This window comes from Flavobacterium sp. RNTU_13, assembly GCF_046614455.1.
Taxonomy (GTDB): domain Bacteria; phylum Bacteroidota; class Bacteroidia; order Flavobacteriales; family Flavobacteriaceae; genus Flavobacterium.
In genome coordinates this window covers 140,349-153,986 of record NZ_JBKJHB010000006.1, presented here as the reverse complement: position 1 = coordinate 153,986, position 13,638 = coordinate 140,349, and the positions used below count along the sequence as shown (strand labels likewise).

Below are 13,638 nucleotides of genomic sequence, written 5' to 3'. Positions count from 1 at the left end.
CAGAACAAAACAAAGGTTTGCCATGAAAAAACTCCTGTTGGCCTTAGTGCTGCCTGCGCTGCTGCTTAGTTGCCGTAAAAATGGCGCAGAGAAGCCGGAGCACCTGCTTAGCGAAAAAGAAATGACCGACGTGTTGTACGATATGTCATTACTACAGGCCATGAAATCGTATAATACGGTTTCTATGGAAGAAAAAGGCATTAACCCCCGTACGTATATTTACAAGAAGTATAAGATTGATAGCCTTACGCTTTCTAAAAACCACCAATATTACGCATCTGATCTCGAAAAATATGAAAAGATGCTCCACGCGGTAGCTGATAGGATAAGGGCAGAAAAAGACAAAACCCTACCTGCAAATGCTAACAAGCAAAACTCGGGAATAGCACCTGAGGTTAAGCAAAACGATCCGCAGAACCGGTTTCAGCAACTAAAATAAAGATCCTGCTTTTATATAAAATAAGCTCCTTTAAAGGAGCTTATTTTATTTTCTGCACATAGGTTGCAGCAAGCTGTTCTATGTATTGTAATGTGTCTGTAAAGGTGTAGTTTAGTGCGGTTTTTATTTTAGTATTGTCAAAATGCTCTGTGGTAAAGGCTGTTTGCGCCATGTGTTTTGTAAGCAGTCGCTTTCGCATAAGCAGTTTGCTTAGCAGCCAGTCTACCCGCCATGCCACTGCCATAAGCAGTTTAGATGCATAAATGGAAGGCCCCTGCTTGTTCATCCCTCTTGCTATGGCATCCAGCATTTGTTTAAAGTTTACATTTTGTGCCACTACGGTAAAGCGTTCGCCGTTAATGTTGCTGCCCATAAGTAGTATCATTGTGTTTACCACATCGGTTACGGTTACTATGCCGCAGTTGCCGTTGGTATAAAAATACTGCCCGCGCTTTACGGCCTTAAATACAGCACCGCTGCCCTGATCACCATAACCCGGCCCAAAGATAAGCCCGGGGTTAACAATAACCACATTAAGGCCTTCCTGCCAGGCGCGCCACACTTCCATTTCGGCGCCGTATTTTGTAATCTGGTAATCACTGTGGTATACTTCGGGGTTCCATTCCGTTTCTTCGGTTATGGTGCTGCCGGGTATCGTAGGGTCGCCCAGGGCTGCAATAGAGCTTACGTGACAAAACTTCTCTACGCCAAATGCCAGTGCGCAGTTTACCATATTAGCGGTACCTTCAATATTTACCTTGCGCAGCAGGTCTTCGTCTTTTGGGTCAAACGACACATTTGCAGCGCAGTGATATACCTGTTTTATGCCTGCAAAAGCTTCCTCCAGGCGCGGTATATCATTAATATCTGCGGCTATCCATTCTATTTTTTCAAACAGGGCTGTGGCATTGCTTTGCGCAAAAAGCCGCTGTGTTTTTTCTATATGCTGTTTGTTGCGGTAAGTGGCCCTTACAGGGGTGTTTCCCTGAGCCAGTGTAAGCAGCAGGTGGCCGCCTACTAATCCTGTTCCGCCGGTAACTAGTATCATAGTAACAAATATACAATTTTTACGCTTGCGGCTTGCCGGGCATGCGGTAGTTAACATATATGTTTTGGCAAATAATGCCGAAAAATATTCCTGAAAGTAGAATAGCCTTTGTATTTTTGCAACCGCATTAAAATCACTAATATGAAAAATTTTGTAGCCGAATTACAATGGAGGGGCATGGTGCACGACATTATGCCGGGAACTGAAGAGGAACTGCTTAAAGGTATGACGACTGCGTATATAGGGTTTGACCCTACGTCGGACAGCCTTCACATAGGCAGCCTTGTGCCAATCATCATATTAGTGCATTTGTATCGCAGCGGCCATAAGCCTATTGCCCTTGTAGGTGGTGCTACCGGTATGATAGGCGACCCCTCGGGCAAATCAGACGAGCGTAACCTGCTTGATGAAGCTACCCTTGAAAAAAATGTAAACGGTATTAAGGCGGTGTTGTCTCGCTTTCTTGATTTTGAGTCGAAAGAGGCTAATGCCCCGGTACTGGTAAACAACTACGACTGGATGAAGGAGTTTTCATTCATCAGCTTTGCGCGCGATGTAGGTAAGCGTATTACCGTAAACTACATGATGGCAAAAGACTCGGTTAAAAAGCGCCTTAGCGGCGAAGCAGGTATGGGTATGTCGTTTACAGAGTTTACTTACCAGCTTATACAGGGATACGATTTTTACCACCTGCACAAAACCTACGGTGCCAAGCTCCAACTGGGCGGTAGCGACCAGTGGGGTAATATAACTACGGGTACAGAACTTATCCGCCGTATGAATACCGAAGAAGGTAAAAAAGAGGCATATGCTATGACGTGCCCGCTTATTACTAAGGCAGACGGTAGTAAATTTGGTAAATCAGAAGGGGGTAACGTATGGCTTACCGCCGATAAAACATCGCCATATAAGTTTTACCAGTTTTGGGTAAAAACTACCGATGTAGATGCCGAAAAGTATATTAAGATATTTACGTTCCTTCCGGAAGAAGAAATAAATGCGCTTATAGAGGCACACAGGGAGGCACCACACTTAAGGCAGCTGCAAAAGAAACTTGCCGAAGAGGTAACGCGTTTTGTGCACGGGCAGGAACAGCTTGATGAGGCCATCCGCCGCAGCGAGTTTGTGTTTTCTAAATATAACTATGAGCAGCTGAACGCATTAAGCGAGGATTTCTTTACAGATATTTTTGGTGAGTTCTTTTATGCTGATGTTACTAAGGAGCAGCTGAGTGAGGAGCAAGACCTTGTAGAACTGCTTGCCGATATTACCAAAATATTCCCGTCTCGTGGCGAGGCGCGGAAAGGTATTGCGGCAAACGCGGTAGCGGTTAACAAAGAGAAAATCACGGCTGATTACAAAATCACCGAAAAAGACCTGGTGCTGGGCAAATACATTTTGGTACAGTTTGGGAAAAACAAATCGTTTGTTTTAACGCTAAAATAAAAAAAGAGGCCTGAGCCTCTTTTTTGTTATATACGGTTGTAGTTTCAGTTGTTACATTACCATAAGGTTGCAGCCTCTTATGTCGCTGTTGTCAAAACGGCCCAGTACTTCAAAACTTTGGTTGGGGTATTTTTTACCTAAATCCTGTGTGGCTATAAACGAACACGAATTATAGTTGGCCAAGTCTATTACATTTACTCCGCCGGTCTTGCCGTAGTCTATATAGGTAAGGGCATCTTCCGTATCGCGGATAAGCACATCCATCCACGGGGGGCACTCAAAAATACCATCTCCCAGCGAATATGCCTGCGATAATAGCTCGGTCATGCCATATTCAGAATGGATCTTGCTCACGCCAAAGCCTTTGCATAAAATTTCGTGCAGCTCTTCCCGAATCATTTCCCTGCGCTTGCCTTTCATGCCACCGGTTTCCATAATAATGGTGTTCTTCAGGTTGAATGATTGTTTTTCTACCAGATCCAGCAACGCGTAGGTAACGCCTATAAGCAGTACGTTTTGGCCTTCGTTATCCAGTGTAGTTAGCTTTGTTATAAGTTCATCATAGTTGCGCAGGTAAAAGCCGCTGTGCGGGTTATTAGAGCCCTCTATAAGGTCGGCCACCATGTAGATGAGCGACGAGCCTTCGCGATCCAGATAGGAGGGAAGCAGCGCCAGTACGGCATAGTCTTCTATGTTGCCATAAAACTGCGAAAACGCCATGCGGAAACTCTGCTCGTAATAGCTGAGGTCTGTAACCAGGTGTTTGCTGGTTATGGCGCCGGTAGTTCCGCTGCTGGTAAAGGTTTCTTGTACCGGGTCTGTAGTGCTGAGTACGTTATGCGACTTAAAAAACTGTATGGGTAAAAACGGTATGTCTTGTATGCGTTTTACGTTTTGCTTATCGCGTTTCAGCAAGTTGCAAAACTCATGGTACACCGGGTTGTTGTCGTACTGGTGACGGAATACCTTTAGGGTTATTTTTTCAAATTCCTTTTTAGAGGATATCGTAAATATGTCGGCTGCGCTAACCAAAGTGTATTTATTTTTTACAAAGGTAATAAATAAAAAAGCACCGCTTGCGGCGGTGCTTTTAGTATATAGTGTAAAGGCAGCTTATTTTACTACAAGTTTCCTTGTTGCAGATTGTGCACCTTCAGTAATTTTTACAATGTATACACCGGCAGTAAGGTTTACGTTTACTGCACTGTTTACAGTGTTACCGGCAAATACCTGCTTACCAAGTACATCATAGATAGCTACAGCTTTAACGTTGTTGCTGTTAGATGTAATGTTTAGCACGTTGCCGTTCATTGGGTTAGGGAACATCCTTAGGCCCTCTATTTCGTTTTGAGCTACGCTTGAAGTATCTGTAATAACATCAGCTACAGCAGTACCTATCCTTAGCTCATCAAAAGTAATGTTAGGTGTTTTTGCTGTATCGTCCTGACGTAGTACAAAACCACCAAGGGTAGTAAATGCAGTAGCAGGTGTAAATGTAAGTGTAGGTGTAGCAGTACCGTTAAATCCGCTAACTGTAGGGTTTATCCATGCATTTATTACGTTGTTTGTAAAGTCGTAAGATGCAATTACAAGTACTGTAGATCCTGCGTTATATAGTGTAGTAGTGTATGCTGTAGTAGTTGCATCAGTACCTGAACCAATACCAATTACAAACTGATCACCTGATTTTTTGTAGAAAAATTTAGTAGTGTAAGATGCAACATCAGTGTTAGATGAAAGATAACCTGCAAAGTATGTTGCAGTACCATCTGTAGTTACATTTGTTTGGTCTAAATTGATTAGGAATGAGCTATAAACTGTGCCTGAAGTTGTAGATGTAAATGGCGTAAACGCTTCTTTACCTGCACCACCAAAAAGTGCTGCATTACCTGCAGAAGGAAGGCTTGCATAAGTTAAGCCTGGGCTTGTTATTATTACATCATCTCCAGAGTTACCTGTCCACCATTTTTCTGAATTAGTAAGTATACTAGCTTCTGCGTAATCAAATGATTCGCTGTAAGGAAGTGTGTTTACCGGCTTACAGTATACGCCAGTAACGGCAATTGTTTGTGTACAGTCTGCAGAACTTGCAACAGTTACGCTGATGTTAGTATTTTCTGTAATGCCAGAAATTACAATGTTACCGGCAGCTGTTGTAGCAGGATTGTCTCCGCCTACAGTACCAGCAGTAGTGCTTACTACGTAAGCCGCGTTACCTGCACCTGTAAAAGGAATGGTAGCGGTGTAAGTGTCAGTACCGTAAGTGCTGGCATCACAAGCTGTTGTTGGTGTTTGAAGAGCAAGAGTACAGTTAGCAGATACATTTGCTACTTTAACATCGTCTACCCTGTATTGTGTATTTCCGCTTGCTGCTGTACGAGTAAAACGTAGGCGTAGGTTAGATGTAGAAGGGATAGCGTTAGTTATAGTAATAAGATTCCATCCTGACGCAGAAGAACGCGTGTATGTTAATGGAGAGTACTGTGTACCATCTGTACTTGTTTCTACAGTAAAACTTGCAGCGGTATCTATAGTTCCTGATCCTGATTGTAACTGACCAAATGAAAGCACCAGGTTAGCGCCGTTATAGCTTGCTGTGTTTATACCAGATATTTCAAAGGTTTGATCTGCTCCGAAATAGATAGCTCCAGCTCCTGTAGCTCCAGCGTAGCCACTTGATTGTACATTACCACGAACAGATGATGTTCCGCTGTATGTTACTGTGGTGTTTTCGTACTGGGTGTAAGCAGTTACAAGTGGGTAAGGGGATGCGTTTCCACCAGGTCCAAAGCCTTCCGTGTAGATCGTTTGTGCAGTTGCACCAGCAAGACCTAAAAGGAACATTGATAGGATGTAAAGTTTTTTCATGTTCTAATTTGTTATTAATCCAACAACAAAGATAGTAAACAGGAAAAAATATAAAAACAATAAGTGGTAAAATTATGATTAATTTAGCAGGAAAGCCCAGTGTTAATTACTTAACAATGAGCTTTCTTGTTTCTGATGCTTCACCTTCTTTTACTTTTATGATATAAACGCCCGGTGTAAGGTCTGAAATGTTTAGTTCTTTACCCGAAATAGACGCGGCAAGTATGCGCTTGCCCAGTACGTCAAATATTTCGATATCTCTGCTTTGGCCAGATTTAGAAGTAATATACAGCTTACCGCCACTTACCGGGTTAGGGTAAATATTAAGGCCTTCTATCGGTTCCTTTCCGGCAGAAATTCCTGACTTACTTTCCTGTGCCGTTGCAGTCAACGAAAACAGTGTAAACAGGAAAACGGTGATGTAATAGTAGTATTTCTTCATACGCCATAAATCTTGTTGTAAATGTATAAAATTATTTTCAAATACCGTACCAAATTTTGTTATGAAAAAATATTAAAGTTTAAGGTTGTTTTTTAACATTTGGGTTGCGGAATATTTTATTTTTTAGCTGTATATAAAGCAAAAAGCGCCGGCAATGCCGGCGCTTTTGTAAATATGAAGTAACGTATTACTTTATAAGTTGTGTACCATCTACAACAGACCATGTACCTGAAGTTATAGCAGCTCCTGTAGCAGAGTTGCTTGCAGACCATGAACCTGTAGGCATAGTTACTGTAAACGAAGATGATGCAGCAAGTATGTCGTGAGTGGTATTTGTAATTTTAATGTTGTTGATTTTAATCCTTCCGTTGTTAACTTGGTTGGTATTAGTGTTAGCGTCTTGTATTTTAAGTGCAGCACCTTCGTATACAGTAGTACCTTCTGTGTAGTTACCGTAACCGTCTACTATAATGTTGCTAAAGTCGCCATTACCTTCTTTCTTAAATTGTATAGCATCTATTTCTATTGCACCTGCTACTTCCGGAGTAGTACCAGCAGCCCTTTTTAGGGTGATGTTAGTAATTTTAGGGAAGAACGTGTTGTTGTTGTTAGATGATTCGATTTCCATACCGAAGTTACCTTTAACAGTTTGGTAAGCGTACCAGTTGCTGTTGTTTTGGCCTTGCCAGCCATCTTGCCAGTCAAAAGCGTCGTCAAAGTTACCGTAAGAAATTAGGTTAGTAGCGCTTACAGTTCCACCAAAAAACTCATATCCGTCATCAGCACCTTTGTAGGCTACAAGGTGATCTAGTACAGTACCTGTACCACAAGAGTAGAATGTAAATGCGTTGTTTTCTTTAGTACCATCGGCAAGTTTAGCACCTGCGTATTCTACGCGTACATAGTGTAGTGCACCACCGTTGTGTGCAGCATTTGTACCGCCGTAAGTTTGGTTGTTACCATCTTCTGAAGTAGCTGTTGTAGCACCAGATGCTGCTTTAATAGGCGCATCACCGTACATGATTATACCACCCCATGCTCCCGGAGTTTTAGAAGCTTCAGTAAATACTACCGGTGCATCGGCAGTACCGTTAATTATAAGTTTACCACCGTTTAGCACTACAAGAGCGTTGTCTCCTGTTGATTTATTACAAGTGATTGTAGAACCGGCTTCAAAAGTTACAGTAACACCAGAGGCGATTTTTACAATGCCCGAAAGGGTGTAATTACCGTAAGCAAATGTTTTGTTAGCTGTAATGTTTCCAGAAATAGAACCTTCAACCGGCTGCGGTGTGTTGTCGTCATCGCTGCTGCTGCATCCTGTGAGTATTGCTCCTGCAAGAACGGCTCCTAAAAGAATTTTTTTCATAAGTTTTGTTGTTTATTTTTTAGTGTAAATAGTTAAATGTTTTTCTAAAAATTTTGATGGTTCAAAAGTAGTTTCGTCATCACTTAAAACGGTTAGGGGATTGTTATTTGATTATTAAAGTAAAAGCACTAAAGCGTTATGCTAATGTTACCAAGGTAAAGTTTAGTGTAAAACAAAATAGCCGCCCTGTAGAGGCGGCCATTTAATCCGTATAAATTAATTTCCTGATTTTTTAAATATACGAAGTGTTGTTTGCTGTTTGTTAAAACGTGTAGTTAACCCCTACTGAGAAACCTACCCCGCGGCGGAATTCTTTCAGTACATAAGAGTCGGCAAAATATGTAGCCGCTACGTTTTTACCTTCTTCAAAACGCACCTTAGGGTTAAGCAGGTTGTCTGCACTTACTTTAAAATCAAAGTGCTCGTTTACCTGGCTGCTCCACACAAGGTCTAGTCGGCTTACCGGCATTTCATAAATGTGATCCATAGGAAGGCTACCTACACTGTAAATCCTTTTTCCGAATACAGAGTACACAAGCGTAGCTGTATTTGTCCAGTTTTCTTTAAGGTTAAACTGGTATTTAAGGTCAGAGTTTATAAGCCACTTACTGGCACCCTGTAGCTGACGCTCTTTGTGTGTTTCTATAGATGGAGATACACCGCCGTTACTGTTTACGTACTGGTCTTTTGTTTTTACGTTAGTGTTCATTACAGAGGTGTTAAAGCCCCATGTAAACTTCTTAAGGCTTTCGCTAAAGCGGGAAAGTTCCATTATAAAATCAGCTTCCACACCATAAAGTGTAGCATCGCCCGTGTTAAAGAACGTTGTTATAGGGCCACCGGCATTCGGCTGGTACGTACGCTCTATAGCATTGTTTATTTTTTTACCAAAAGCACCTACAGAGAAAGTTTCTGATTTAGACGGGAACCACTCATACTTAAGGTCGGCATTATAGTTGTCGCTGTTTACAAGGTAAGGGTTACCACTTACCGATGTACCGTCGGCATTAATGTATGTAATGGCAAGCATTTCCATTTGCACCGGCTTAGTATAGGTTTTACTAAGGGCAAGACGCAGGTTAGAGTTGTCGTTAAGGCCGTATTTAGCATTTAGCGATGGCAGTATGTAGCTTTTGTTGAATGTTTTTTTAATGTAAGGGTCGTTAAACGAACCATTTTCACGGTATTTTGTTTCGCGGTTTACCTGCTCTGTACGTATACCGCCGTTTATTTCCCACTTATCGTTAAACTTAAACAGCACATTAGCATATCCTGCGTTTATAGATTCAAACAGTTTAGACTTGTACTGCGCGTTAGAGGTTTCCCTGTAGTAAAAGTTGGCCTGGTCAAGGTCTGTATTGTACTGGCTGTCTATATTGTCTATGTTGCTGGTGTAGTAAGCCGGCGCGCCATCGGTACGGAAGGTAGCTGCAAAACGGTAAGACGTTTCCATATCTGACCCAAATCCGTTGTAACCTACAGTAAGCAGGTTTTGCTTATCATCCCCTTTGCCAAACTTAAGGTTGTATTCGGCCATGCCAGAGTAATACATGTTACTCTTAATATCCAGGTACTGGCGTAGGAAGTTGTTACCTCCATAAGATCCAATGATTTGGTTTGTAGCAGGGTCATACGTACCACCAAAAAACTTACGGTCTGGCTGCTGGTACGATGTGCTCGAAAACGATGCGCCACCACGTACGTACTGGTTTTTATCTTCGGTAACAAAGTACTTACCGGTTAGCTGTGCAGTTACATAATCACTCTGGTCCAGCTGGTTGGTACGTAGCATGTAGTTAGGGTTTATGGTTTGTGCCTCTAGTATACCGTACTGGTCTTTAATAGAGTTTTCGGTATTTTTAAGGTAAAACACATTAGCACCCAGGTCTAGCCTTTTTGTTTTGTAGGCAGCACCTATAAGCGCGCTACCGTTAGTTTTGTATTTATACTCGCTTGCATAAAAGTCGTTATAAAAATACACGCCCGTGTTTGGCCCGCCAAAAAGGTTACGGTCCGCACCTTTACGTATGGTGTAGCTGTTATCAAAGTTTAACGACACAAGGTAGGTAAGCTTGGCATCGTTTTTAAAGTCGAATTTGCTTGCGTGTAAAAAACCTATGCTGCTGTTAAGCGGGCTCTTGTAGCTGTCTACGTTAAACCCAGACGGGAACGCAGATTTAGACTGAGCCGGTGTAAGTGTTTTTGACGAAGGTCTTCCGCCAAAAATACCCGGTAGTTGTCTGTCGCTACCTGCAAGCCCAAAGAAGCCCTGAGCACCATGTGCATCGCTATCTATTTTAAAGTCGGCCAGGTTGTTGTTTGTAGTGTAGCCTACGCCCACACTTACTTTGGTTACATCTTTATTACCTTTAGAAGTGGCAATGTTAAACGTACCACCTGCAAAGTCAGCATAAATATTAGGGTTGAATGTTTTAAATACATCTACCACACCTACAATATCTGTAGGGAAAATATCCAGCGGAAGTACTTTTTTAAACGGGTTGTTAGAGGGTACTGCCAGGTCGTTTACTAAAAGGCTGTTGTAGCGGTCTTCCAGTCCTCGTACAAAAATACCCCTTGAGTCTACTTTAGTAATACCGGTAATTTTAGTAAGGCCTTCCTCCACATCGCCTATACCTTTACGGCTAAGTTCCTGTGCACCTATACTCTGTTTAATTTCTACCGCGTTTTTTTGTTCTAAAAGCAGGGCGGTTTCTTTTTCGCGGTTTACCGTTTTTTCTATCACCACGTCTTGCAGCTGCACGCTGGTACTGCCCAGTTGCTGGTCTACTGTTTTAGTTTCTCCGGCGGCTACGGTTACTTTAACCTCTTTAGATTCGTATCCTAAAAAGGCAAATACTATGGTGTAGGTTCCGGCGTTTACTTTAAGTGTATATACACCGTTCTCGTCTGTGTTGGCTGTGTTAGGGTATCCTTTAACCGTTACGGTTGCAAAGGGAAGGGCTTCGCCACCAAGGTCTTTATCAGTAACTTTACCGGTTACTGTGCCTTTTTCCTGGGCAAATCCCATTACAAAAGTAAGTAGTGTTATTACTAACAGTTTAAGTTTCATTGCGTGTTGTTTAAATTCGGTGCAAAGATGCTGTGAGGCATTAAACCGAATGTTAGAGAATCGTTAGGTTTGGATTTAGTATTTATTATTAAATTGTTAACAGATTAAATTACCGTTAACACTCTTTTATCATTTTTTATTATCTTTACCTTTACCACCGCTAAACATTCATATAGCGTCAAGATGAAGAAGAAAGACATTAAGATTTTGTTAGTCGACGATGAACCGGATATCCTTGAAATTGTGGGATATAACCTGTCTCAGGAAGGCTACCAGATTGTTACGGCGGTTAACGGTAAAGAGGCCGTAGCCAAGGCAAAAAAAGAAATGCCGCACCTGATTATCATCGATGTGATGATGCCCGAAATGGACGGTATGGAAGCTGTAGAAAACATAAGGAAGATACCAGAACTTGCTAATGTTATTATTACCTTCCTTACAGCCCGTAGCGAGGATTATTCTCAGGTGGCAGGATTTGATGCCGGCGCAGATGATTACATAGCCAAGCCTATAAAGCCGAAACTATTGGTTAGTAAGGTAAAGGCGTTGCTGCGTAGGCTTAAAGAAGACGAAAACAAAGAAGATGTACTTAAAGTGGGTAATATAGAAATTAACCGCGAAGAGTATAAAATAGTAATAGAAGACCGCGAAATTGTGCTTCCGCGCAAGGAGTTTGAGCTGTTTTACCTGTTGGCAAGCAAGCCGGGCAAGGTGTTTAAACGCGAAGAAATCCTGGATAAAGTGTGGGGTAACGAGGTTGTGGTAGGAGGCCGTACCATAGACGTGCACATACGCAAACTGCGCGAAAAAATAGGCGACGAAATATTTAAAACCATAAAAGGAGTAGGCTACAAGCTTGAAATTTAGTGAACATAAAATTTAAAAAGTCATACAGGTTTGCCGTAAAATCGGCCTCGTACATATCGTTATTTTCTGCCGCTATGCTTACAGCATTGCTGTATTTTATGCATACCGTAAACTGGCTTTTTATTTTTGTATTTACGTTTTCGCTCTTTGTTTTTGCGTTTTTTGTACTGCAATACCGCGTAGAACATTTTATTTACCGCAGGGTAAAGAAAATTTATGACGATATTTCGCTGCTCGAAGCAAGCCCCATGCGCAGTAAGCCGGTAATGACCGATATGGCTACCCTTACCCGTGAGCTGGAAAAATTTGCCCGCGACAAAAAACTCGAAATAGAAACCCTTAAGGTTCAGGAAGAATACAGGCGGGAGTTTTTAGGTAATGTATCGCACGAGCTAAAAACCCCGCTATTTACCGTTCAGGGCTACCTGCTTACCCTGCTGGACGGTGCCATGAACGACAAAACCCTCCGTAAAAAATACCTGCAACGTGCCGAAAAAGGTGTAGAACGCCTTATATACATAGTGCAGGACCTGGACATGATTAGTAAAATGGAGGTGGGCGACCTAAATCTTAACTATACCCGTTTTAATATTGTAGAGCTGATACAAAATGTTTTTGACCTGCTGGAAATGAAAGCCGACAGCAAAAACATTATACTAATGTTCGACATGAAGTACATAAAGCCTATAATGGTGTATGCAGACCAGGATAAGGTACAGCAGGTGGTAACTAACCTGGTTATGAACTCTATAAAATATGGTAAAGAAGACGGTACTACCGAAATAAGTATAGAAGATCTTGTAAACAACAAGGTAATTGTACGCGTAAAAGATAACGGGGAAGGTATAGAGCAAAAGCACATACCCCGACTTTTTGAGCGTTTTTACCGCGTAGATAAAAGTGGTGCCCGTACCGAAGGCGGCTCAGGCCTTGGGCTTGCCATAGTAAAGCATATTATAGAGGCCCACGACGAAAAAATTTACGTAGAAAGTAACTTCGGGCAGGGGTCAGAGTTTTCATTTACCCTCGAAAAGGCTAAATAAATCCTTCCATTTACCCAATCCGTTTATATCCCGCAACCCTTTATACAGCGGGGCTTTTTCTAAATCCCTAATCCTGAAACTGTCTTGCTTTGCATACGGAGCCAGTGTGGCTTTTTTTAGCTTGCGGGCCAGGTATTCCTGTTCTGCGCTACCCGGCACCGGGATAAAAAAAGCTTTTTTACACAACTTGGCTAAATCCATTATATTACTGTAGCCGGGGCGGCACAGTACCAGCTCGCTGCGGTTAAGGGTTTCTTCCAGCCCGGCACTGTCCATGTAATTGTATGTGGTAATGTTTCCGTTATGGCTTACGTGCTGGCCATCTTGTATAAGCCCGCGTATAACTACCGCAGTACCTTCGTACCCTTGCAGTTCTCCCATAATGCGTTGTTCCAGCTGGGTGCGGTAAGGCTCCGGGCCGCTAAGCAGCACGGCAAGGTCGTACAGGCGGCTTTCGGCGTTTGTTTTGTGCAGGCGGCTTAGTGTACCTATATATTTAAGGTTAGGTATGGTTTCTTCGGTATGCCCCATCTTGCCCGATAGGTTAGGGCTGTCCTTAACATCGGGTACCCAGCATTGAGTAAACTTTTTAAAATATATTCGGTTAATGCGGCTTGCCAGGCCCGATGTATTTCCGCACAGCACATTTACCTGGTGGGTAATGAGCACTGCGGGCAGCCCCGGGTGATAAGCCCCAAGGCGCGTGTCTGATATTATGCCCGAAATATTGTACTGCGCTACCAGCTGGCTTACAGCGCGGCGTTCGCGGCGTATGGCGCTAAACATACGTAGCAGTTGCGGTACTGATTTTGGGTTTATAAGCGCGTCTTTTTTGGTATGCTCTGGCTGATAGTGTGGTAGTTCGGCAGAGGCCAGGTGCGGAAACTCTTTTTGCAACAGGTGTAACGATGCCCCGTTTGATGCAATTATGGGTTCGTATCCATGGTTTTCCAGCGCTTCTATAATCGGGATGCAGCGTGTGGCGTGCCCTAAGCCAAAATTAAGGGGTGCTACCAATATTTTTTTGCGCGGTTCCAAGTGTT

General features: G+C 42.6%; 11 protein-coding genes. 4 read left to right on the top strand and 7 right to left on the bottom strand.

Annotated elements, in window-relative coordinates:
• Positions 1-22 precede the first annotated feature (22 nt).
• Positions 23-439 (top strand): DUF4296 domain-containing protein, encoded by a 417-nt coding sequence (locus ACLI08_RS13840; protein ID WP_411429094.1) that lies wholly within the window; start codon positions 23-25, stop codon positions 437-439.
• 40 nt (positions 440-479) lie between these two features.
• On the opposite strand, the gene ACLI08_RS13835 is transcribed toward ACLI08_RS13840, so the two are convergent.
• The gene (locus ACLI08_RS13835) at positions 480-1,487 is read right to left on the bottom strand and encodes an NAD-dependent epimerase/dehydratase family protein (RefSeq protein ID WP_411429093.1); all 1,008 of its coding nucleotides are present in this window, start codon (positions 1,485-1,487) and stop codon (positions 480-482) included.
• 141 nt (positions 1,488-1,628) lie between these two features.
• Here ACLI08_RS13835 and tyrS point away from each other — a divergent pair, with 141 nt between their 5' ends.
• Entirely contained in the window at positions 1,629-2,933 is a 1,305-nt protein-coding gene (gene tyrS / locus ACLI08_RS13830; RefSeq protein WP_411429092.1) for a tyrosine--tRNA ligase, read from the top strand.
• A gap of 51 nt (positions 2,934-2,984) precedes the next feature.
• Here the strand turns inward: tyrS and ACLI08_RS13825 are convergent, their stop codons facing one another.
• From ACLI08_RS13825 to ACLI08_RS13805, 5 genes are all read right to left on the bottom strand, one after another.
• Positions 2,985-3,965 carry an acyl transferase gene (locus ACLI08_RS13825; protein ID WP_411429091.1) on the bottom strand — a complete coding sequence of 327 codons (981 nt, stop codon included), beginning with the start codon at positions 3,963-3,965 and terminating at the stop codon, positions 2,985-2,987.
• An 81-nt stretch (positions 3,966-4,046) separates the two neighbouring features.
• A complete protein-coding gene (locus ACLI08_RS13820) occupies positions 4,047-5,801 on the bottom strand; it encodes a T9SS type A sorting domain-containing protein (protein ID WP_411429090.1) in 1,755 nt (584 codons plus the stop codon).
• A 106-nt stretch (positions 5,802-5,907) separates the two neighbouring features.
• Positions 5,908-6,243: a T9SS type A sorting domain-containing protein gene (locus ACLI08_RS13815; protein ID WP_411429089.1), complete on the bottom strand. Its 336-nt coding sequence runs from the start codon at positions 6,241-6,243 to the stop codon at positions 5,908-5,910.
• A 187-nt stretch (positions 6,244-6,430) separates the two neighbouring features.
• Positions 6,431-7,612 carry a hypothetical protein gene (locus ACLI08_RS13810; RefSeq protein WP_411429088.1) on the bottom strand — a complete coding sequence of 394 codons (1,182 nt, stop codon included), beginning with the start codon at positions 7,610-7,612 and terminating at the stop codon, positions 6,431-6,433.
• 262 nt (positions 7,613-7,874) lie between these two features.
• Positions 7,875-10,685, bottom strand: a complete 2,811-nt coding sequence (locus ACLI08_RS13805; protein WP_411429087.1) for a TonB-dependent receptor domain-containing protein — start codon at positions 10,683-10,685, stop codon at positions 7,875-7,877.
• Positions 10,686-10,868: 183 nt separating this feature from the next.
• Between ACLI08_RS13805 and ACLI08_RS13800 the strand changes: the two genes are divergently transcribed.
• On the top strand, positions 10,869-11,552 hold the full coding sequence (locus tag ACLI08_RS13800; protein ID WP_411429086.1) for a response regulator transcription factor: 684 nt from the start codon (positions 10,869-10,871) through the stop codon (positions 11,550-11,552).
• Positions 11,552-12,595, top strand: coding sequence for a sensor histidine kinase (locus ACLI08_RS13795; RefSeq protein ID WP_411429085.1), 1,044 nt, complete (start codon positions 11,552-11,554; stop codon positions 12,593-12,595). Before ACLI08_RS13800 ends, ACLI08_RS13795 begins: the two co-directional genes overlap by 1 nt.
• Here ACLI08_RS13795 and ACLI08_RS13790 read toward each other — a convergent pair.
• Positions 12,569-13,633 (bottom strand): glycosyltransferase, encoded by a 1,065-nt coding sequence (locus tag ACLI08_RS13790; protein ID WP_411429084.1) that lies wholly within the window; start codon positions 13,631-13,633, stop codon positions 12,569-12,571. The genes ACLI08_RS13795 and ACLI08_RS13790 overlap by 27 nt on opposite strands.
• Positions 13,634-13,638 lie beyond the last annotated feature (5 nt).

Excerpts from the sequence above, each read along its gene's own strand:
- ACLI08_RS13810 (WP_411429088.1), bottom strand. The coding sequence starts at position 7,612 with ATGAAAAAAATTCTTTTAGGAGCCGTTCTTGCAGGAGCAATACTCACA.
- ACLI08_RS13800 (WP_411429086.1), top strand. The coding sequence starts at position 10,869 with ATGAAGAAGAAAGACATTAAGATTTTGTTAGTCGACGATGAACCGGAT.
- ACLI08_RS13815 (WP_411429089.1), bottom strand. The coding sequence starts at position 6,243 with ATGAAGAAATACTACTATTACATCACCGTTTTCCTGTTTACACTGTTT.
- ACLI08_RS13820 (WP_411429090.1), bottom strand. The coding sequence starts at position 5,801 with ATGAAAAAACTTTACATCCTATCAATGTTCCTTTTAGGTCTTGCTGGT.
- ACLI08_RS13840 (WP_411429094.1), top strand. The coding sequence starts at position 23 with ATGAAAAAACTCCTGTTGGCCTTAGTGCTGCCTGCGCTGCTGCTTAGT.
- tyrS (WP_411429092.1), top strand. The coding sequence starts at position 1,629 with ATGAAAAATTTTGTAGCCGAATTACAATGGAGGGGCATGGTGCACGAC.
- ACLI08_RS13835 (WP_411429093.1), bottom strand. The coding sequence starts at position 1,487 with ATGATACTAGTTACCGGCGGAACAGGATTAGTAGGCGGCCACCTGCTG.
- ACLI08_RS13805 (WP_411429087.1), bottom strand. The coding sequence starts at position 10,685 with ATGAAACTTAAACTGTTAGTAATAACACTACTTACTTTTGTAATGGGA.